Source organism: Rhodopseudomonas sp. BAL398 (genome assembly GCF_033001325.1).
Taxonomy (GTDB): domain Bacteria; phylum Pseudomonadota; class Alphaproteobacteria; order Rhizobiales; family Xanthobacteraceae; genus JARJEH01.
Map to the genome: position 1 here is coordinate 5,922,331 of NZ_CP133111.1, position 20,711 is coordinate 5,943,041.

General features: G+C 63.0%; 18 protein-coding genes, 1 tRNA gene and 1 riboswitch. Of the genes, 9 read left to right on the forward strand and 10 right to left on the reverse strand.

The annotated features are described in order from the left end of the window. Nucleotides 1-2 precede the first annotated feature (2 nt). Together RBJ75_RS27865 and flhA are read right to left on the reverse strand one after the other, a co-directional pair. Nucleotides 3-203, reverse strand: coding sequence for a hypothetical protein (locus RBJ75_RS27865; protein ID WP_044405933.1), 201 nt, complete (start codon nt 201-203; stop codon nt 3-5). Between the two features lie 305 nt (nt 204-508). Then, nucleotides 509-2,731 carry a flagellar biosynthesis protein FlhA gene (gene flhA, locus RBJ75_RS27870; protein WP_152647596.1) on the reverse strand — a complete coding sequence of 741 codons (2,223 nt, stop codon included), beginning with the start codon at nt 2,729-2,731 and terminating at the stop codon, nt 509-511. Nucleotides 2,732-2,949: 218 nt separating this feature from the next. On the opposite strand from flhA, the gene RBJ75_RS27875 reads away from it, so the two are divergent. Then, nucleotides 2,950-4,155, forward strand: a complete 1,206-nt coding sequence (locus RBJ75_RS27875; RefSeq protein ID WP_044405929.1) for an MFS transporter — start codon at nt 2,950-2,952, stop codon at nt 4,153-4,155. Nucleotides 4,156-4,296: 141 nt separating this feature from the next. Further along, nucleotides 4,297-4,372: transfer RNA gene (locus RBJ75_RS27880), tRNA-Ile, on the forward strand. Nucleotides 4,373-4,524: 152 nt separating this feature from the next. Here RBJ75_RS27880 and RBJ75_RS27885 read toward each other — a convergent pair. Both RBJ75_RS27885 and RBJ75_RS27890 read right to left on the reverse strand, forming a co-directional pair. Beyond that, nucleotides 4,525-4,920 (reverse strand): hypothetical protein, encoded by a 396-nt coding sequence (locus RBJ75_RS27885; protein WP_152647595.1) that lies wholly within the window; start codon nt 4,918-4,920, stop codon nt 4,525-4,527. Nucleotides 4,921-5,207: 287 nt separating this feature from the next. Beyond that, nucleotides 5,208-5,528, reverse strand: coding sequence for a hypothetical protein (locus RBJ75_RS27890; protein ID WP_152647594.1), 321 nt, complete (start codon nt 5,526-5,528; stop codon nt 5,208-5,210). Between the two features lie 32 nt (nt 5,529-5,560). Between RBJ75_RS27890 and frc (RBJ75_RS27895) the strand changes: the two genes are divergently transcribed. The 7 genes from frc (RBJ75_RS27895) (at nt 5,561) to RBJ75_RS27925 (ending at nt 13,889) form a co-directional block, all read left to right on the forward strand. After that, nucleotides 5,561-6,829: a formyl-CoA transferase gene (frc, locus tag RBJ75_RS27895; RefSeq protein ID WP_044405927.1), complete on the forward strand. Its 1,269-nt coding sequence runs from the start codon at nt 5,561-5,563 to the stop codon at nt 6,827-6,829. A 409-nt stretch (nt 6,830-7,238) separates the two neighbouring features. Next, complete coding sequence (gene oxlT, locus RBJ75_RS27900; protein WP_234707313.1) at nt 7,239-8,462, forward strand: oxalate/formate MFS antiporter; 1,224 nt, start codon at nt 7,239-7,241, stop codon at nt 8,460-8,462. A 139-nt stretch (nt 8,463-8,601) separates the two neighbouring features. Further along, nucleotides 8,602-10,326, forward strand: coding sequence for an oxalyl-CoA decarboxylase (gene oxc, locus RBJ75_RS27905; protein ID WP_044405923.1), 1,725 nt, complete (start codon nt 8,602-8,604; stop codon nt 10,324-10,326). Between the two features lie 226 nt (nt 10,327-10,552). Then, nucleotides 10,553-11,368: a formate/nitrite transporter family protein gene (locus RBJ75_RS27910; RefSeq protein WP_152647593.1), complete on the forward strand. Its 816-nt coding sequence runs from the start codon at nt 10,553-10,555 to the stop codon at nt 11,366-11,368. A gap of 278 nt (nt 11,369-11,646) precedes the next feature. Then, nucleotides 11,647-12,918, forward strand: coding sequence for a formyl-CoA transferase (frc, locus tag RBJ75_RS27915; RefSeq protein WP_044405946.1), 1,272 nt, complete (start codon nt 11,647-11,649; stop codon nt 12,916-12,918). A 182-nt stretch (nt 12,919-13,100) separates the two neighbouring features. Continuing rightward, a complete protein-coding gene (locus RBJ75_RS27920) occupies nt 13,101-13,391 on the forward strand; it encodes a GNAT family N-acetyltransferase (protein WP_044405919.1) in 291 nt (96 codons plus the stop codon). A 69-nt stretch (nt 13,392-13,460) separates the two neighbouring features. Then, nucleotides 13,461-13,889 carry a PAS domain-containing protein gene (locus RBJ75_RS27925; RefSeq protein ID WP_044405917.1) on the forward strand — a complete coding sequence of 143 codons (429 nt, stop codon included), beginning with the start codon at nt 13,461-13,463 and terminating at the stop codon, nt 13,887-13,889. Nucleotides 13,890-14,035: 146 nt separating this feature from the next. Here RBJ75_RS27925 and RBJ75_RS27930 read toward each other — a convergent pair whose 3' ends face one another. The 6 genes from RBJ75_RS27930 to RBJ75_RS27955 form a co-directional block, all read right to left on the reverse strand. Then, the gene (locus RBJ75_RS27930; protein ID WP_044405915.1) at nt 14,036-14,968 is read right to left on the reverse strand and encodes an MBL fold metallo-hydrolase; all 933 of its coding nucleotides are present in this window, start codon (nt 14,966-14,968) and stop codon (nt 14,036-14,038) included. Nucleotides 14,969-15,358: 390 nt separating this feature from the next. Then, nucleotides 15,359-17,296, reverse strand: coding sequence for a phosphomethylpyrimidine synthase ThiC (gene thiC / locus RBJ75_RS27935; protein WP_044405911.1), 1,938 nt, complete (start codon nt 17,294-17,296; stop codon nt 15,359-15,361). A 228-nt stretch (nt 17,297-17,524) separates the two neighbouring features. Next, entirely contained in the window at nt 17,525-18,133 is a 609-nt protein-coding gene (locus RBJ75_RS27940) for a thiamine phosphate synthase (RefSeq protein WP_044405909.1), read from the reverse strand. Beyond that, nucleotides 18,120-18,902 (reverse strand): thiazole synthase, encoded by a 783-nt coding sequence (locus RBJ75_RS27945; RefSeq protein ID WP_044405906.1) that lies wholly within the window; start codon nt 18,900-18,902, stop codon nt 18,120-18,122. Before RBJ75_RS27945 ends, RBJ75_RS27940 begins: the two co-directional genes overlap by 14 nt. Nucleotides 18,903-19,071: 169 nt before the next feature. After that, nucleotides 19,072-19,266, reverse strand: coding sequence for a sulfur carrier protein ThiS (thiS, locus tag RBJ75_RS27950; RefSeq protein ID WP_044405905.1), 195 nt, complete (start codon nt 19,264-19,266; stop codon nt 19,072-19,074). After that, nucleotides 19,257-20,339: an FAD-dependent oxidoreductase gene (locus RBJ75_RS27955; protein WP_044405903.1), complete on the reverse strand. Its 1,083-nt coding sequence runs from the start codon at nt 20,337-20,339 to the stop codon at nt 19,257-19,259. Before RBJ75_RS27955 ends, thiS begins: the two co-directional genes overlap by 10 nt. Next, nucleotides 20,327-20,476: riboswitch (TPP riboswitch) on the reverse strand. Its footprint overlaps the gene before it by 13 nt. Nucleotides 20,477-20,711 lie beyond the last annotated feature (235 nt).

Here is a 20,711-nt window from a genome sequence, read left to right on the forward strand (position 1 = left end):
AATCAGCGGACCAGTGTCGCGCCCGAGCTGGTAACCATCACTGGCTTGCCGGCCTTGATCACGCGCGCGGTCTGGCTGTAGCCGTCAGGAGCATTCATCCGCGCCGAAATGCCAACGCCCGCCACGGTGATGCCAGCCACGAGGGCGACCACAACGATTTTGAGGTGAGTCGTCCGATCCGCGCTGTAAATCGAATGGTTCATGACAAGCCTCCTGACGTGTTTCCGGCTTCGCGAATGAGTAGCTGCAATCCAGACGCAGGTTCAAATTAGCTTGCAGTCAAACGTAGGAAGCCGGCTTTCAGTTCCGAAGATGCGATCACAAGCCGGTGAAAACTCTTGAATGGCCGCGATCCAACCTCGCCGCGCAGCCTGGGTTCAGGAGAATTATCGTTATTTGTCAATCTCTTAATGAGTGGCATGACGAACTCCCGCAATGGCGCCTCGGCGGCATCCGTTTGCACAAAGGGCTTGGCTGTGACCGAATAGTCTCAGATGGGACGCGGTATTTAGACGCTGCCCACCGTCTTGAGCCGGGCCCGCGGATGGATTTCCGCCTGCGACAGCACCGTGGTCTGCGCTCTGAACCGCTCGACCAGCGAACGCACGAATGGCCGGATCGAGGCCGATGTCACCAGCACCGGCGCCTCGCCTTCGCGGGCGGCCTGCTCGAACTTGTCGCGCACCGTGGTCATGAATTCAGACAGTTTCGACGGTTGCATCGCCAGGCTGCGGTCTTCGCCCTGGCCGATGATGGATTCGGCGAAGGCCTGCTCCCATTTTGCCGACAGCGCGATCAGCGGCAGGTAGCCGTTGTAGGAGGTGTTCTGCGCGCAGATCTGGCGGGCGAGGCGAGCGCGGACGTGTTCGACGATGGTCGACGGGTTGCGCGAGATCGCGAGCGCGTCGGCGACGCCCTCCAGAATGGTCGACAGATCGCGGATCGAGATCCGTTCGGCGAGCAGCAATTGCAGCACGCGCTGGATGCCCGAGACGGTGATCTGCGCCGGCACGATGTCCTTGACCAGCTCGCCCTGTTCCTTCGGCAGGTCCTTCAGCAGCTTTTGGGTTTCGCCATAGGACAGCAGGTCCGACATGTTGTTCTTCAGAAGTTCGGTCAGATGCGTCGACAGTACCGTGGCGGCGTCGACGACGGTGTAGCCCTTCATTGTCGCTTCTTCCTTCAGGCTGGCGTCGACCCAGGTCGCCGGCAGGCCGAAGGTTGGCTCGATGGTGTGAATGCCCGGCACCGAGACCTGATTGCCGCCGGGGTCCATGACCATGAACTGACTCGGCCAGATCCGCCCCTGGCCGGCGTCGACCTCCTTGATCTTGATGATGTAGGTGTTGGCCTCGAGCTGCACATTGTCGAGGATCCGCACCGCCGGCATCACGAAGCCCATCTCGACGGCGAGCGAACGGCGTAGCGCCTTGATCTGTTCGGTCAGGCGATCGGTGCCGTCCGGGCCGTTGACCAGCGGCAGCAGCGCATAGCCGAGTTCGATCTTCAGATCGTCGATCTTGAGCGATGCCGAGATCGGCTCCTCGGCGTCCGCGGCGGCGGCGGCGGCATCCGGCGTAGCGGCGGTTTTGGCCTCGGCCACGGCAGCAATCCCGTTGCGCTTGCGCGCCGAGATCGCCAAGGCGGCGGCGCCGCCGCCCATGATCAGGAATGGGAGCATCGGAATGCCCGGCAATAGCGCCAGCACCAGCATCACGCCGGCTGACATGCCGAGCGCCTGCGGATAGCCGGACAATTGCTTCATCAGCGCCTTGTCGGCCGCGCCGCTGACGCCGGCCTTGGAGACCAGCAGGCCGGCCGCGGTCGACACGATCAGCGCCGGCACCTGGGTGACCAGGCCGTCGCCGACGGTCAGCAAGGTATAGGACCGTGCCGCCTCGCTGAACGACAATCCCTGCTGGGCGACGCCGATGATGATGCCGCCGATCACGTTGATGAACACCACCAGCAAGCCGGCGATCGCGTCACCGCGAACGAATTTCGAGGCGCCGTCCATCGCGCCGAAGAAGCCGCTTTCGTCCTCGAGCTCCTTGCGGCGCTTCTTGGCGGCGGCTTCGTCGATCAGGCCGGCGCCCAGATCGGCGTCGATCGCCATCTGCTTGCCGGGCATGGCGTCGAGGTGAAAGCGCGCGGCGACTTCGGCGATGCGCCCCGAACCCTTGGTGATGACCACGAAATTGACGATCACCAGGATCGCGAAGACGATGATGCCGATGACGAAATTGCCACCCATCACGAAATTGCCGAAGGCCTCGATGACGTGGCCGGCGGCGGCGCCGCCTTCGTGGCCCTTCGACAGGATCAGCCGGGTCGAGGCCATGTTCAGCGACAGCCGCATCATGGTCGAAATTAGCAGGATGGTGGGAAACGAGGAGAATTCCAGCGGCGCCTGGATGAACAGCGCCGTCATCAGGATCAGGATCGACAGGGTGATGGAGATCGCCAGGAACAGATCCAGCACCATCGAGGGCAGCGGCAGGATCAGCACGACCAGAATGGTCAACACGCCGAACGCCAGCGCCAGATCGCCGCGCCTGAGGATCTTGCCGATCTCGCTCAGGCTGGGAATGCCGTTTCCCGTCGCCTGGCCCGCAGTCGTATCCGACATTATCGCCGCTTTCCCCCGCATGTGTCGCTCGCGGGTGCCTAACGCCTGCGCGGCGGCCGAAGGGCCGCCGGCTCGAAACTGAGGCACCGCACTGGCGTCCACGGGCGCTCCCCCGTTTTACGCGGCTGACGACACTCAAGATCACTCGGCAAATTTTGCCCAGTATATGGTTAGCAAAGCGTTAATGCTGGTTCGCTGCGGCGGTGGGCAGGCCGCCCCACAACGCGGCATCGCGGCGCGCTCTTGACGCCGGCAGCGGCGCTGGCGACATTCGGGCCGGGTGGAAACTGTTTCAAAGAAAAACAAAGAAAATCAAACAAATGTCCGCATTCGTCCTGGATTCCCGCGCGGCGTCGGTGCGGCTGGCGCTGGCCTTGCTGATCGGCTCGATTGGCAGCGTCGGGATGTGGTCGGTGGTTGTGGTGCTGCCGGTGGTGCAGGCCGAGTTCGGCGCCAGCCGTGGCGCGGTGTCGCTGGCCTTCACCCTGACCATGCTGGGCTTCGGCCTGGGCGGGGTCGCGATCGGGCGGCTGACCGACCGCTTCGGCATCGTCGCGGCGATCGGGCTTGGCATCGCGGTGGAGGCGCTGGGCTATTTCGGGGCCGGGCTATCGTCGACGCTGTGGCAGTTCACGCTGCTGCATTTTGTGATCGGCGCTGGCGCCTCGGCGACCTTCGGGCCGTTGATGGCCGAGGTGTCGCACTGGTTCAATCGCTACCGCGGGGTCGCGGTGACGATCGCCGCCACCGGCAATTATGTCGGCGGCACGGTTTGGCCGCCGCTGGTCAATTGGGGCACGCAGACGATCGGCTGGCGCTCGACCCATCTGGCGATCGGCCTGTTCTGCGCGGTGGCGATGAGTGCGGTACTGCTGCTGCTGTGGACCCGGATGGGCGGCGAGACCCGGCGCAGCCACCTCAATGCGCCGCCGCCGCGGGTCGATCTGCAGCTCAACACCAATCTGCTGACCGCGCTGCTGTGTCTCGCCAGCATCGCCTGCTGCGTCGCGATGGCGATGCCGCAGGTCCATATCGTCGCCTATTGCGGCGACCTCGGCTATGGGGTGGCGCGCGGCGCCGAGATGCTGTCGCTGATGCTGGCATTCGGCATTATCAGTCGGATCGGCTCGGGGTTCCTCGCCGACCGCATCGGCGGCATCAGGACGCTGCTGATCGGCTCGGTGGCGCAGGGCTTTGCGCTGCTGTTCTATCTGTTCTTCGACGGGCTGACGTCGCTCTACATCATCTCGGCGATGTTCGGCCTGTTCCAGGGCGGCATCGTGCCGAGCTATGCGATCATCGTGCGCGAAGCGATGCCGGCCCGCGAAGCCGCCACCCGCGTCGGTATCGTGATTCTGGCGTCGGTGTTCGGCATGTCGCTGGGCGGCTACCTGTCCGGCGTGATCTTCGACTCGACCGGCTCCTACGCCGCCGCCTTCGTCAATGGCCTGGCCTGGAACGCCGTCAACGTCACCATCATGGTGGCGCTGCTGCTGCGCGCCCGCCGCCGCCTCGCGCTGGCCTGACGGCAGCCGCGCCAAGTTGACCGCGGCTGCTGCCGCGTCCGGACCGATCGCCTCGGCCGCCACCGCCGGAACGTTACGATTGCCGCGCCGGGGCTGCCATTGTAAGGGGTACCGGCACCGTCCGTCGCCCGCGACCCGGCGGGGCCTGTAGCTCAATGGTTAGAGCCGGCCGCTCATAACGGTCTGGTTCCTGGTTCGAGTCCAGGCAGGCCCACCAATGATCCAGCAGCCGGCGGAGAAACTCGGAAGTTGATCGATTTTCCAAGGCCGCGACGGCCGAGGATTTGCGGCAAGGCGGCGGCTGCGGGCGACCTTGTCGCCGCATCCTATACGGCGAGCAGTTTGAGGATGCGGACCAGGTATAGGCGATCAGCCAGAGCAGGAAGTGGCGGCGACGTGAGCTAAGCCGCAATGCTCGGTCTTGCGCATAGTGCCGTGCTGCGTGCTCCAACCGAAACTGCACGCGATCATGGCTCGGCGCGACTGCGACATGCTGGTGCCTTGGTGGCGGGAGGTGCGTGCATCGATGGCGTTGCGCCTGCCGGTCGAGGTGGCGGCGTCGTGTTGCGCCACCTGCGGATGACGTCGCTGCCACGCAGATGGGCCGCACGATCGGCGTGTCGTGGGCCTTGTCTTCGTACAAGTGATGCGCCGGCCGGCCGGCTTGGAGTTGGCCTTCAGCATTTTCTCCGAAACGCGACGCTCGGCCGTCGCGCCGGCGAGCGTGACCACGCCGGCCGCCGCCTGTCCCTGCCGATTCGCCATGGCGGCATGTCCCATGCAGGACAGTTTGGCCTCCCGACCGGCGCCCTTGCGGTCCAGCCGGCTGTCGGGGGCGGTCTGCTCGCATCGGTGTCGTTCTTGCGGTTCTGAAAGTCGGCGCCGCCGTCGGCCTCGTCCGAGCCGCCCTTGCGTGCGCTCCGCCGCCCATCGCTGCCTCACGCCACTGCGCTCGACGCGGGCGGGGACTCGGCCCCGGAAAGTCGCTCAACCCCGCCGCTCGCGCATGGAGATCGGACTTTCTTTGGAAATTCTTGCCCGCTTGATCTGAATCAATGCGGCAAATCGAAGCAACGATATTTGTGGTGTGTGGCATACCAAATGCAACAAAAATTTACCCGGTGTGCTATTCTGCATTTTGGAGGTGAATTATCACATTGATTTTGCTTGTTTTTAAACAGGTTGGCGCCGAAAAACGTTTCGGCCTGTTCGAAGAGGGCAATGTCAAATGTAGCCAAAGCAAGGTTGGCATGCCACCAAGAGCCATAGCGGCCAACGGCAGAGTTGAAGAAGTTCCAATTGGTTGAACGACGAACCGCCCTGCCACGTGCAGGGCTCGCAGAGGCGCACGCACCCGGACGTACCGCTGCCATAACGAATCTCCCGGTGAATAAAGGATCTAACGGTGACTAAAGCTCTTGATGGAATTCGAGTGATCGATTTCACCCACGTGCAAGCCGGGCCGGCCTGTACGCAAATGATGGCATGGTTCGGTGCCGACGTGATCAAGGTGGAGCGCCCGGGTTCAGGCGACATCACCCGCAACCAGTTGCGCGATATCCCGGACGCCGACGCGCTGTATTTCACCCAGCTCAACTGCAACAAGCGTTCGCTGACGCTGGACACCAAGAACAAGACCGGCAAGGAAATCCTTGAGAAGCTGATCAAGGTCTCCGACGTGATGGTGGAGAATTTCGGCCCCGGCGCGCTTGATCGGATGGGCTTCACCTGGGAACGTATCCAGGAGCTCAACCCCAAGCTGATCCTGGCCTCGGTCAAGGGATTCTCCGAGGGTAACCGGTTCGAAGACCTCAAGGTCTACGAGAACGTCGCGCAGTGCGCCGGTGGTGCCGCGTCGACCTCCGGCTTCTGGGATGGTCCCCCGACCGTGAGCGGTGCCGCGCTGGGTGACAGCAACACCGGCATGCATCTGCTGATCGGCATCCTTGCCGCGTTGCGCATGCGTGATAAGACCGGCCACGGTCAGAAGGTTGCCTGCGCGATGCAGGATGCCGTGCTGAACCTGTGCCGCGTCAAGCTGCGCGACCAGCAGCGCCTCGATCGCACCCATGTGCTCGAGGAATATCCGCAGTTTCCGATTCGGGAAGACGGCAAGTACGGCAAGTTCACCGATGCGGTTCCGCGCGGCGGCAATGCCGGTGGTGGCGGTCAGCCGGGTTGGGTGGTGAAGTGCAAGGGCTGGGAAACCGACCCGAACGCCTACATCTACTTCACGATCCAGGGCCAGAACTGGGCCGCGACCGCCAAGGCGATCGGCAAGCCCGAGTGGGTCGAAGATCCGGCCTACAAGACCGCGCTCGCTCGTCAGGACAAGATCTTCGACATCTTCGCCTACATTGAGAGCTGGCTGGCCGACAAGACCAAGTGGGAAGCAGTGGATATCCTGCGCAAGTACGACATTCCCTGCGCGCCCGTGATGTCGATGAAGGACATCGAGGAAGATCCGTCTCTGCGCGAGAGCGGTTCTATCGTCGAGGTTGATCATCCGGTTCGCGGCAAGTTCCTGACCGTCGGCTGCCCGATCAAATTCTCCGAACTGAAAATTGAAGTGAAGACGTCACCTCTGCTTGGCCAGCACTCCGACGATGTGTTGGACATGCTCGGCTACAACAAGGGCGAGATCGCCCGCATGCACGAGGAAAAGGTGGTCTGACACTGCGGTCTATCGGGTGCGGGGGAGGACCTCCGCACCAGCTAGGCGCAGCCGATACCACGAAACAAATCTACCGGATGCGGGCTTGATTCCCGCACCCGGTAGGAGAGTAGACAACGAGAAGCTAAGTCCACCGATTGCGGGGCTTGACCCCCCGCACTGGCAGGCGAAGCGCATCACGAGACTAAAAAAACACCTCTTGGGGAGGTGTCCTTTCTAACCCCAGTTCACCAAGATCAATCAGAACCAGCGGACTACACCGTCGGCAATGACGCCTCGCGATGTCACGAGTTCGCCGTCCCGGCAGACCGCTTTCAAGAGGGCTACCCACATGAAGAATATAGCGCCAGACGACTCGGCACAACCAAATAATGTGAGATGGCTATATCTGAGCCTATCGATCATCTGCATGATCATGATCGCTAATCTGCAATATGGATGGTCGGTCTTCGTCGCGCCAATGCAGCACGCTCATAACTGGGCGGTTACCAGCATCCAGGTCGCTTTCACCATCTTCGTCGCATTGGAAACCTGGGCAACGCCGGTCAATGCATTGATCTGCGATCGGATCGGGCCACGCTTCGGGCCCCGCCTCGTGATGGGAGCCGGTGGCATTCTGGTCGCGGCCGGTTGGGTGCTGGACGCCTATACCTCGTCGCTCACGGCCCTGTATATCGGTGGTGCGTTGACCGGTTTCGGCGCCGGCGCGATCTACTGCGTCTCGGTCGGAACCGCGGTTAAATGGTTCCCCGATCGCCGCGGTCTGGCGACGGGTCTGGTTGCCGCCGGCTTCGGTGCCGGTGCCGCGCTGACCATCATTCCGATCAAGATGCACATTGCGGCCTACGGTTACGAATCGGCATTCCTGCTGTTCGGGTTGATTCAGGGCGGTGTTGTCCTGGTTGCCTCGCAGTTCATCCGCCATCCTAATCCCGGCGAAGTGAAAGCAGTGGCCGGCGGCGCATCGAAGCAGTCTCTCCGCAGCTACACTTCCAAGGAAGTGCTTGGCAGCTGGGTGTTCTGGGTTCTGTATGTCTGTGACGTGTTGATGTGTGCCGGCGGCCTGGTGGTCACCGCGAATCTGGTGTCGATCGCAAACTCGCACAACATCTCCACCGTGATGATCTTGGGTGTCGCCACGCTTTCCCTGGCGCTGGTGTTTGCCAACGTCATGAACGGTGTCGCAAGGCCGCTGTTCGGCTGGATCGCCGATCAAATCGGCCTGCCCAAGACCATGATGATCGGCTTCAGCCTTGGTGCCGTGGCGTATTTCTGCCTCTTCATGTTCGGTGGGATCCCGGCGGCATTCGTTCTCTGCACCGGTCTGGTGTTCTTCTGCTGGGGCAATATTTTCAGCCTGTTCCCGGCGATGTGCACGAACCTGTTCGGAACGAAGTACGCCACCACCAACGCGTCGCTGCTCTATACGGCGAAGGGAACCGCTGCGCTTCTGGTGCCGCTTGCTTCCATCGTCACCCGGATCACCGGAAGTTGGGACAGCGTGTTGTTGGTGGCAACCGTCATCAACGTGATCGCGGTGTTCGTCGTGGGACTGATCCTCACCCCGGCGGCGAAGAAGTTCCAGTCGGACGAAGTCGCAGCCGATGCGGCTCTCGTCGCCAAGGTAGCCTGACAGGAAAGCCGCTCCTACCGCCGGGCGGTGCAGCTATCCACTAATCGGAAAGTTGCATCGCCTGGCGCCGACTCCACCCCTCCAAGACTCCCGTAATGGGCAACAACGCCCCTCCGGAAAGAACCAAGGAACTTACACTATGGATAAGCAAGTCGAACTATCCTCGGAGACGCAAGAACTCACAGACGGCTTCCACCTGGTCATCGCTGCGCTGAAACTGAACGGTCTCAATACGATCTATAACGTTCCGGGCATCCCGATGACCGATCTGCTCAGATTGGCCCAGGCCGAGGGAATGCGGGTGATCTCGTTCCGCCACGAGTCGAATGCTGGCAACGCCGCCGCGATCGCCGGTTTCATGACCAAGGCGCCTGGCGTGTGCATGACCGTCTCGGCACCGGGCTTCCTGAACGGTCTGGTCGCGCTCGCGAATGCCACCGTCAACTGCTTCCCGATGATCCTGATCAGCGGATCCTCGGAGCGCGAGGTCGTCGACCTTCAGCAGGGTGACTATGAGGAGATGGATCAGCTCGCCATCGCCAAACCGCTGTGCAAGGCCGCCTACCGCGTGCTGCACGCCGCCGATATCGGCATCGGCATCGCCCGCGCGATCCGCGCCGCCGTGTCCGGCCGTCCGGGCGGCGTTTATCTCGACTTTCCGGCGAAGCTGTTCGGCCAGGTGATGGACGCAGCTGCCGGGCAAGCCTCGCTGGTCAAGGTGATCGACCCGGCTCCCGAGCAGATCCCCGCGCCATCCGCGGTGCAGCGCGCCCTGGATGTGTTGCGCGGCGCCAAGCGCCCGCTGATCATTCTCGGCAAGGGCGCTGCTTATGCCCAGGCCGACGACGACATCCGTGCGCTGGTCGAAACCAGCGGCATCCCCTACATTCCGATGAGCATGGCCAAGGGGCTGCTGCCCGACACCCATCCGCAGTGCGCCGCCGCTGCGCGTTCGACGGTGCTGCAAGAGAGCGATGTGGTGGTGCTGATAGGCGCCCGCCTCAACTGGCTGCTGTCGCACGGCAAGGGCAAGAGCTGGGGTACAGCGCCGAAGAAGTTCATTCAGATCGACATCGAGCCGAAGGAAATGGACTCCAACGTCGAAATCGTCGCCCCCGTGGTCGGCGACATCGGATCCTGCGTTGCCGCCTTGCTGAAGGGCATGACCAAGGATTGGGCGCAGCCGCCGGCAGAGTGGACCGCCTCGATCAACGCCAAGAAGCAGACCAACATCGCCAAGATGGCTGCTCGTCTCGGCAAGAACTCGATCCCGATGGACTTCCACTCGGCGTTGAGCGTGCTGCGCGACGTTATCCGCGAACGCCCGGATGCGATCCTGGTGAATGAGGGCGCCAATACGCTCGATCAGGCGCGCGGCGTCGTGGACATGTATCAGCCGCGCAAGCGTCTGGATGTCGGCACCTGGGGTGTGATGGGCGTCGGCATGGGCTACGCCATTGCCGCCGCGGTCGAATCCGGCAAGCGGGTGCTGTGCATCGAGGGCGACAGCGCGTTCGGTTTCTCCAATGCGGAAATCGAGACCATCTGCCGTTACAACCTGCCGATCTGCGTCGTCGTGTTCAACAACGACGGCATCTATCGCGGCGACCATGTCAACGCGGGCGGCTTCAGCGATCCGGCGATCACCTCGTTCGTCAAGGGTGCGCGCTACGACAAGACCATCGAGGCGTTTGGTGGTGTTGGCGTCAACGTCACCACTCCCGATGAGTTGAAGCGTGCGGTCGACGAAGCGATGTCATCCGGCAAGCCGACGCTGATCAACGCCGTTATCGACCCGGCAGCGGGCAGCGAAAGCGGCAACATCGGCAAGCTGAATCCCACGAGTGCTTTGAAGAAGAAGTAACCGCGGGTTGCCGGGGCGAAGGGTCCTCTCATGAGGGGAGCCGCACCCCGGCAGTTGCCGAGCGTCCTCCGCGTCACTGCGCGGAGGACGACTTCGCAGCTCGCAATCAATCATCGTACGGGTGCCAAAATAGTTCGATCATCATTCCAATCAACCTCCAATCATCCGGCGATCATTTGGAGGCTGTTCCCGCAATCCATCGAATTCTTCCCGAAAGGACACGCCAGTGTTTGACCGTTCCCTCGTCGAAAAAGCCGCTCACATGGGAGGGGTGAAGATCAGCCTGCTGCGTGACGCGTCGCTTCGCTATTTTGTACGTTGCGTGCTGGCCGGGATGTATCTGTCGATCGTCGTATTCGTTTACTGGTCTCTCATCAACGATCTGGGTGCAACGCCCTACGGCAAGCTGCTTGGCTCCTTGTTCTTCGGTGTTGGTCTCGCGATGATCGTGCTGAGCCATACCGACCTGTTCACCAGCAATAATCTCTACCTTGCAATTTCCTCTTACGAGGGCACCACCACGTGGCGATCGACCGCGGTCCTATGGGGTGTCTGCTACCTGGGAAATCTGGTCGGGGCGATCATCGTCGCTGGCCTGCTCTATGCCACCGGCATTCTCGACGCTCTGCCCGCCACTCACGCGCTGTATGTCGGCGCCCTCCATAAGACGCACGAAGCGGCGTCCGCTATTTTCTGGCGCGGCGTCCTGGCGAACTGGCTGGTGTGTCTGGCCGTGCGCCTGGCGTTCAGTTGTCGCGAGGAGATCGCAAAAATTGCCATCCTGATCCTGGTCGTGTTCATGTTCCTGTATCTCGGCGGCGAGCACTCGATCGCCAATATGGGGACGTTTACGACGGCTCTGCTGGGCAAGAGCGATCTGACCCTTGGCGGCGCGCTCTATAATGAACTATTCGCCACGCTTGGAAACATCGTCGGTGGCGTGCTGTTCATCGCTATTCCGTTTGCTTTCATCAACCCGGCTGCGCCGGAGGAGATGCCCGAATCGGTGCCCGCCCAGCCGCTGAGCGACGTGCGGGCATGAATGAACCTTTGGCAGAAAAGCAGTCGGATGGTCGCCAGTGCACTATCCGGCTGCGCGACGCGGAAGGAAAGATGGATCAGTTCAACCGGCCCTGAATATTCGAACTGCCCGACGACGCGATTGCGTTTGAGCAAATCGAAATCTGCGGCCGACGCGGTCGTACAGTCCCGGTGAACCGACGCCATTCAAGGTGGTGATAGGCCTGATGGTGAATAACACGAACGGCAATATCGGAAACTTAAAACAGACGGTGCTTCTACGAAGGAAGGATGAGCACGATGAGCAAACCACTCGATGGCGTCCGGATCCTAGACTTTACCCATGTCCAGTCCGGACCAACATGCACACAGCTACTCGCCTGGTTCGGCGCTGATGTGATCAAGGTGGAGCGGCCCGGCTCCGGTGACATTACTCGCAGCCAGCTGCAGGACATCAAGGGCATCGACAGCCTGTATTTCACCATGCTGAACGGCAACAAGCGTTCCATCACGATCGATGGTCGCGACGTGCACGGCAAGGCGGTGCTGGAAGGCCTGGTCAAGACCTGCGACGTGATGGTGGAGAATTTCGCCCCGGGCGCACTCGACCGTATGGGCTTCAGCTGGGAACGCGTCCAGCAATTGAACCCGCGGATGATCCTGGCGTCCGTCAAGGGCTTCGGCCCAGGGCCCTATGTGGACTGCAAAGTCTATGAGAACGTCGCCCAATGCGCCGGCGGCGCCGCTTCGACCACGGGCTTCGATGACGGACCGCCGATGGTGACGGGCGCGCAGATCGGCGATTCAGGCACCGGGTTGCATCTGGCTCTGGGCATCGTTTGCGCGCTATATCATCGCAATGCGACCGGTATCGGCCAGAAGGTGGACGTGGCGATGCAGGACGGGGTGCTGAACCTCTGTCGTGTTAAGCTGCGTGACCAGCAACGCCTCGCACGTGGTCCGCTGACCGAATACCCGCAATATCCCGATGGGGTCTTCGGCGACGCGGTGCCCCGCGCCGGCAATGCCTCGGGCGGCGGCCAGCCCGGCGCGATCCTGAAGTGCAAGGGGTGGGAGAGTGATCCCAACGCGTATATCTACTTCATCGCCCAGGCGCCGGTGTGGGAGAAGATCTGCGACGTGATCGGGAAGCCGGAATGGAAGACCAATCCCGACTACGCCAAGCCCAGCGCCCGGCTGCCGCGGCTGAAGGGGATCTTTGACGCGATCGAGACCTGGACCATGACCAAGACCAAGTTCGAGGCCATGGAGATCCTGGACAAATACGACATTCCCTGCGGGCCGATCCTGTCGATGAAGGAGCTGTCCGAGGATCCGTCGCTGCGGGCGACCGGCACGGTGGTCGAGGTTGATCATCCGACCCGCGGCAAGTATCTGACGGTGGGCAACCCGATCAAACTGTCGAACCATGTTTCCGAAGTGAGGCGTTCGCCGCTGCTCGGCGAACACACCGAGGAGATCCTGCGCGAGGTCCTGGGATTCGAGGGCGCGACGCTCGCCGAATATTTGGCGTCGCCGGGGCTGGGCGGCGTTCAGCAGGCGGCGGAGTAAGCTTCGACCAGGCGCGGCCGTTATCGCAACAACGGCCGCGGCTGGATTCGGATCGAGGACCTGATGATTGAGACGAGATGGAGCGTCGGAAGAGGCGTCGTTCCGGCAATAGCCGCGACCGTCGAATAATACGTAGGCGATCGGCGCACATCCGTGCGCCGCAAATCTGATGGAGTCCGACCATGCCTGAGGTGACCGACAATGCGGCGCTGAGCCGCTACGAATTGGTGGAAGATGGCGGGACAGCCTTCGTTGCCTATGTGCGCCAGGGCGACCGCATGACGCTGACGCACACCGAGGTGCCAAAGGCGCTGGGCGGCCGCGGCATCGGTTCGACGCTGGCAATCGGCGTTCTTCAGAACATTCGCAGTCGCGGGCTGCGGATCGTGCCCGAATGCGAGTTCATCGCGGGATTCATCAAGCGGCATCCCGAATTTGCCGATCTGGTTGTTGCGCCCGACGACGTTGCATGAATGCAATGAACCACTCGACCTTGATCGACCGTCCCGAACGGTTTCTATTTTCCATGCCGAGACACAATCATGAGTTTTGATCCCGATCAGTTTGCCATCGCGTTGCTGACGTCAATGCCCGACGCCGTTGTCTATTCCGATGCCGAGGGGCTGATCCAGTTCTGGAACAAGGGCGCGGAGGTGATCTTTGGATACACCGCGGCGGAAGCTGTGGGGCAGTCGCTCGACATCATCACGCCCGAGAACCTGCGCAAACGCCATTGGGACGGCTACGAGAAGACCATGAGCACCGGCGTGACACGTTACGGTGCGGGCGATCTTCTGGCGGTTCCGGCAATTCGCAAGGATGGATCGCGGCTTTCCACCGAGTTCACCATCGTACCATTCAAGGATGATTCCGGCCGGATGGTGGGGGTTGCCGCCATCATGCGCGACGTGACCAAGCGGTTTGATGAGATGCGGGCACTACGCAAGGCGGCCGCCGCCCGATCGACCTGACCTTCAGCCAGCGATCGCGCGTCCAGTGCGCTGCCGGCGGATTTCCGGTTCAGCTCGGCGATCGCCGCGTGGCGCTTGAATTCGGCGCGCGACAGCGACCGCTGCATTCAACCTTCGGTCGAGACCTGGGATCGACCGCTCCGCCCTCACTCGAAAATATACGACGTCCCGACGCTGTTCAAAATGAACTGGCCAGGCATCGCTTCGGACAGGCTGTTGATGGCGCGCCATCCGGTGCAGTGCATCGGCACGATGTAATCCGGCTCCAGCAGGCGCATCTCCTCGATGGTCTCCTGGATTCTCGGCTCGAAGGCGGGGCCGGTGAGGTGAAAGCCGCCGACGATGGCGTGAACTTTCTCGATGCCGGTGATCTTTTGCGCATGGCGCACCGTGTTGATGATCCCCGCATGGGCGCAGCCGCTGATCACGACCAGACCCTTATCCTTGACGTCGAGGATGACAGCCTGATCGTCGTGGAATGGATCGCTGCGCCAGGTTCCGTCCACTTCGATCTGAGCGCCGGGAAATCCTGTTTCGAAAGCGTTGCTGCGTTCGATCTCACCCGACACGCCGACGAAATCTGAACACCAGCTCGACGGCGCTCGCAGGGCATGGATCTCGGCGCCGGCTTGCCGCAGGGCCTCGGAATCGACAACAGGCAGCGATGACCCTTGCTGGCCGGGAAATTTGCGTGGTTGAAACACGTCCGGATGGGCAATCACCGGACAGCCGCGCGGCGCATGACGGACCGCGTCCAGTAGGCCGCCGCAATGGTCGACGTGCCCGTGGCTCAGAATGATGGCCTCGGTCTGGCTCAGGTCCTGTCCATAGACTTTCAGGTTGCGCAGGAAGGTGGCTGGCGTCAGCGCGGTATCCAGCAGGGCGGAATGCTTTTCTGAGCCCGCATCGATGTTGATCATCAGCGAAAGCCCATGCTCTGCCACCGGGGTTAGCTGCCAGTCGACAGGGAGCGGCGGGCGATGCATGGGCGCGCGACTCTCCTGCAGAAACATGTCCAGGTAATTATCGACCAGGACCGTCAGGGTCACGCGGTCGGCCTTTCGGATGGTCATTTCCATGATGCCAGCCCTCCGGGCACCTGACTCGGTAAACCAATTAAGCTGTCCATTTGTCCAATCCTCTCGGTTCAGTTCTTTATGTGACGCTCATGAGGTTCCTGAATGCATCCGGCACGGCATTCGGCGACCGGATGTCGCCGCTCCCGGCGGAAGCTGGCTGTTCGCTCCAGCGCCGCCAGAGACGCGGGATCGAGAGCGAAGGAGAGTTTCGGTATACGGCGCTCACAGCCAGCTCCAGCTCGGTCAGGGCGTGCCTGCCGATGCCGGTCATGCTTGGCATTGTTTGGCAACTCGATCGGGGAGGTGCTACCAATGCGGGCATAGCCTCGTCTCAGGAATTGAGAAGAAGAAACCTACCAGTCTTCGCGTCGCGAACCGTGAGTTTGTGTCTCACAGCGCCTTGTTGCTCTCCTTCACCTTCTCGGCGTCGAGATAGAGTTGCTCGCCCATCGATTTGAACTTCTCGCTCATCTGCGCCATGCCGTCCTCGATCACGCCGGATATCGACATGCCGACGCCGGCGAGCTTGCCCTCGGTGGCGAGATTGAGCGCTGCCTTCTCGTTATCACCCAGCCCCGCCGCGTAGTCGCGGACGTCCTGGGTGATCTTCATCGAGCAGAATTTCGGACCGCACATCGAGCAGAAATGCGCGACCTTGTGGGCGTCTTTCGGCAGGGTCTCGTCGTGGAAGGCCTTGGCGGTGTCGGGATCGAGGCCGAGGTTGAACTGGTCCTGCCAGCGGAAGTCGAAGCGGGCGCGGGAGAGCGCGTCGTCGCGCAGTTGGGCTGCGGGGTGGCCCTTGCCGAGGTCGGCGGCGTGGGCGGCGATCTTGTAGGTGATGACGCCGGTCTTGACGTCGTTGCGGTCGGGCAGGCCGAGATGTTCTTTCGGCGTGACGTAGCACAGCATGGCGCAGCCGAACCAGCCGATCATCGCCGCACCAATGCCGGAGGTGATGTGGTCGTAGCCCGGCGCGATGTCGGTGGTCAAAGGCCCAAGCGTGTAGAACGGCGCCTCGCCGCATTCTTGCAGCTGCTTGTCCATGTTGATCTTGATCTTGTGCAGCGGCACATGACCGGGGCCTTCGATCATCACCTGGCAGCCCTTGTCCCAGGCGATCTTGGTCAATTCGCCGAGCGTCTCCAGTTCGGCGAACTGAGCGCGGTCATTGGCATCGGCGATCGAGCCCGGGCGCAGGCCGTCGCCGAGCGAGAACGACACGTCGTATTTGCGCATCAGGTCGCAGATCTCGTCGAAATGCGTATAGAGGAAGCTCTCCTTGTGATGCGCCAGGCACCACTTGGCCATGATCGAGCCGCCGCGGGAGACGATGCCGGTGACGCGGTTGGCGGTGAGGTGGATATATTGCAGCCGGACGCCGGCGTGAATGGTGAAGTAATCGACGCCCTGTTCGGCCTGTTCGATCAGCGTGTCGCGATACAGCTCCCAGGTCAGTTTTACCGGATCGCCTTCGCACTTTTCCAGCGCCTGGTAGATCGGCACGGTGCCGATCGGGATCGGCGCGTTGCGCAGGATCCATTCGCGCGTGGTGTGGATGTTGCGGCCGGTGGAGAGGTCCATCACGGTGTCGGCGCCCCAGCGGATCGCCCACACCATCTTGTCGACTTCTTCCTCGACCGACGAGGTGACGGCCGAGTTGCCGATATTGGCGTTGATCTTGGTCAGGAAGTTGCGGCCGATGATCATCGGCTCCAATTCGCCGTGATTGATGTTGCACGGAATGATGGCGCGGCCGCGGGCGATCTCGCTGCGGACGAATTCCGGGGTGACGAAGGCCGGGACGCTGGCGCCGAACGATTCGCCATCGGCCAGCGCGGCTTCGGCGCGCTCCAGCTGCTGCTTGCGGCCGAGATTTTCGCGGGTGGCGACGTAGATCATCTCCTTGGTGATGATCCCGGCGCGGGCGAATTCATATTGGGTGATCATCGCGTCGCCGACACCGCGCAGCGGCTTGTGATAGGCGGTGAAGGATTTCGCCGCATGCGTGGCGCCGACATTGCCGTTGTCTTCCGGCTTGACGTCGCGGCCCTGATACTCCTCGACGCCGCCGCGCTCCTTGACCCAGGCGATGCGCGGCCGCGCCAGGCCGGCATTGACGTCGATGGTGACGGCCGGATCGGTATAGGGGCCGGACGTGTCGTAGACCGGAAGGTCAGGTTCGCCGGCGCCTTCGGAGAGGATGATCTCGCGCAGCGGCACGCGCAGATCGGGCGCTTGATCCGGCGCGACATAGACCTTGCGCGAGGAGGGCAGGCTGCCGGTGGTGACCGCGGGCAGGGTGGTGTCTGGGTTCGACCGGATGTTCATGAGATCCTCCTGTTATGTTGTTATCGATCGCATTCGCTTCGGTATTGCTATCGCTACGTCAGGCGTCGCTTGCCGCACCGTGTCCCGGGCGCGGTGCAGCGCGCCGCGCCGCTCCGCAGAACCGGGCCCCCGGTTCTGCGCCCGAGACTACCGGGGCCCCGGCTCTGCAGCGCACTACGCCGCAAGGGCGGCGCACTGCGCTGCGTCCGGGGCACCGTTCATTCATCATCACGCCGTCTCCGCGGCTTGCGCCAGCCAGGCCTGCACCCTTGCATCGGGGTCGTCGCTCTGGGTGACGTCGCTGACCACGGCGATCGAATCCGCGCCGGCCGCAAAAATTTCCGCCGCCTGTTCGAGCTTGATGCCGCCGATCGCCACCAGCGGGATGTTGCCGATGCGCTGTTTCCATTCGGTGATCTTCGCAATGCCTTGCGGCGCGAAGCGCATCGATTTCAGCGTGGTGGGAAAGATCGGGCCGAGCGCTATGTAGTCCGGATTGGCGGCGAGCGCAGTGTCGAGTTCGGCGTCGTCATGGGTGGAGAGGCCGAGCGTCAGTCCGGCGCTGCGGATTTCCTGCAGGTCCGCGTCGGCCAGATCCTCCTGGCCGAGATGCAGATGTTTGGCGCCGGCAACGATCGCGGCGCGCCAATAATCGTTGATCACCAGCTTGATGTCGGTGCCTTTCACCGCCGCCAGCGCGTCGGTGACCAGTTGCAGCGCGGCGCCGTCCTCGAGGTCCTTGGCGCGCAATTGAATCGTCCCGACGCCGAGCGCGGCGAGGCGCTGCACCCAGGCGATGCTGTCGACGACCGGATAGAAGCGATCAGGATACGGCATGCCAGAACGGTGTCCCGATGACTGGAGTGGAGGGAGAGGCGAAATCGCGGGCGTCCATCAGGCCCGCTTGATAGCCAATGCGGCCGGCGTCGACCGCCAGATTGAAGGCGCTCGCCATCGCCACCGGGTCTTCGGCCTTGGCGATCGCGGTGTTGAGCAGCACGGCGTCGAAGCCGAGCTCCATCGCCGCGGCGGCGTGGCTCGGCGCGCCGAGGCCGGCATCGACCACCAGCGTGATGTCGGGCAATCGGTCGCGCAGCAGTTTCAGCGCGTCGCGGTTGACGATGCCGCGCGCGCTGCCGATCGGCGCCGCCCAGGGCATCACCACCCGGCAGCCGGCATCGACCAGCCGCAACGCGACGCTCAGATCCTCGGTGCAATAGGGAAACACCTCGAAGCCGTCCTTGATCAGGATGGTGGCGGCCTCGACCAGACCGACGACGTCGGGCTGCAGCGTGTCATTGTCGGCGATCACTTCGAGCTTGATCCAGGAGGTGCCGAACAATTCGCGCGCCAGCTTCGCCGTGGTCACCGCGTCGCGGACGCCGCGGCAGCCGGCGGTGTTGGGCAGCACGGTGACGCCGAGCTCGCGGATCAGCGACCAGAACGCATCACCAGCCTTGCCGCCGGCGGCCTCGCGGCGCAGCGACACGGTGACGATCTGCGCGCCCGCGGCGCGGATCGCGTCCTGCATGATCGCCGGCGACGGATACAGCGCGCTGCCGATCAGCAGCCGCGAGGAAAATTCCTTGCCGTAGAGGTTTAGCATCGGCCGATCTCCAAACACTGCGCGCTCCCTCCCCCCTTGCGGGGGAGGGTTGGGGAGGGGGGTGAGCAACAGGCACGGCGCTCGTGGCGCCTCCCACCCCCGACCCCTCCCCGCAAGGGGGAGGGCAGAAGGCGGCGTTCGTGCCGTTGCGGTCGGCGGAAGTGCATCCTCAGCCTCCCTGCCGCGGCGTGATGATTTCGATCTCGTCGCCATGGCTAATCTGCGTGGCGGCCCAGCGGCCGCGCGGCACCACGTCGAAATTCACCGCCACCGCGACGTGGCCGGCATAGTCGAGCTCCGCCAGCAGCGCGTCGACGCTGGCGGCGGTGACGTCGCGCGCTTCGCCGTTGACGGTCACACGCATCGCATCACCTGATTGTCGATGACCCCGCGCTCGACATAGGCCAGGGTCATTTCGGCAAGCGCCGGCGCCAGCAGGAAACCGTGACGATACAGGCCGTTGACGGCGATCTTGCGGTTGCCGAGCGAAATCCGCGGCAGATGGTCGGGGAAGGCCGGGCGCAATCCGGCCCCGATCTCGACGATCTTGGCCTCGCCGAACGCCGGGTGCACCGCATAGGCGGCGCTGAGCAATTCCAGCGCCGAGCGCACGGTGACGAATTCGTCCTCGCTCTCGATCGAGGTGGCACCGAGCATGAAGTGATGGTCCTCGCGCGGGATCACATAGAGCGGCCAGCGCGGATGCATCAGCCGCACCGGGCGCGACAGCGCCACCTCGGCGGTGTGGATCACCGCCATCTCGCCCTTGACGCCGCGCAGCTCCGGCGCGGTGTCGCGCGCGGCGAGGCCGCGGCAATCCACCACCAGGCCGTCGATATCGGCGGGGTCCTGTTCGGACTCGAACAGGATGGTGCCGCCGGCCTCGATCAGCCGCTGGTGCAGCTTGGCCAGCACCAGCCGCGGCTCGACATGGCCTTCGTCGGGAAAGTACAGGCCTTCGCGGAACCGGCCTTCCAGCGCCGGCTCGAGCTCGGCGACGCCGTTGGCGTCGAGCCGCTGGTGGCCGGTGGTCATCTTGGCGAAGCGCTCGAAATCGGCGCGGTCGCGGGCATGCGCCACCACCAGCGAACCGTTGAACAGCGTGTCGGGAAATTCCTTGCGCCAGATGTCGAGCGAGCGCAGTCCCATGTGGCCGATCAGCGGCTCGGCGCCTTCGGCCTCGCAATAGGGCGCCAGCATGCCGCCGGCCCAATGGCTGGTGGCCTGGGTCATGGCCTCGTCGCCGCGCTCGTGCAGCGTGACGCTGCGGCCGGCGCGGGCCAGTAACAGCGCCTGCCAGGCCCCGGCAATGCCGGCGCCGATCACCGCGACCGGCGCGTCCTTGCGCAGATCGACAGGTTGGCCGCGCTGCGCGACGGTGGAGTCAAATAGCGACGATGCGGACGAAAGTCCGCCTGAAAGCGTGGTCTGGTACATCCCTGTCCCTTCGCCGGCATAACCCGGATCAGGTTCAAAGGGTCACCGCGGTCTTGCTTTTCGAATATCCTTTTGGACACCAGGAAAGCGCGTTTGCGGTATCTCAGCTCCTCGTCGGAGCTCCCCTCGGAACGAGAGCAATCTAGGCCGATGTGCCCCGGTGTCAATGCGGATTTGAGTGCGCGTGGCGCAACCCTGCTGCGCTGCATCGATAAGTATCAACATGCGCTCGACTTCGATCCTGGCACTGTCGGAAGCCGGCGATCACCGACGCGGAATCTTGCGCTCGGCGGAAGAAAAACATTTGGGGGGCGCCAAAGACCGGCGCTAAACGGCCGGCAGCTTTGCCCACAGACAGGAAAGCATCGATCT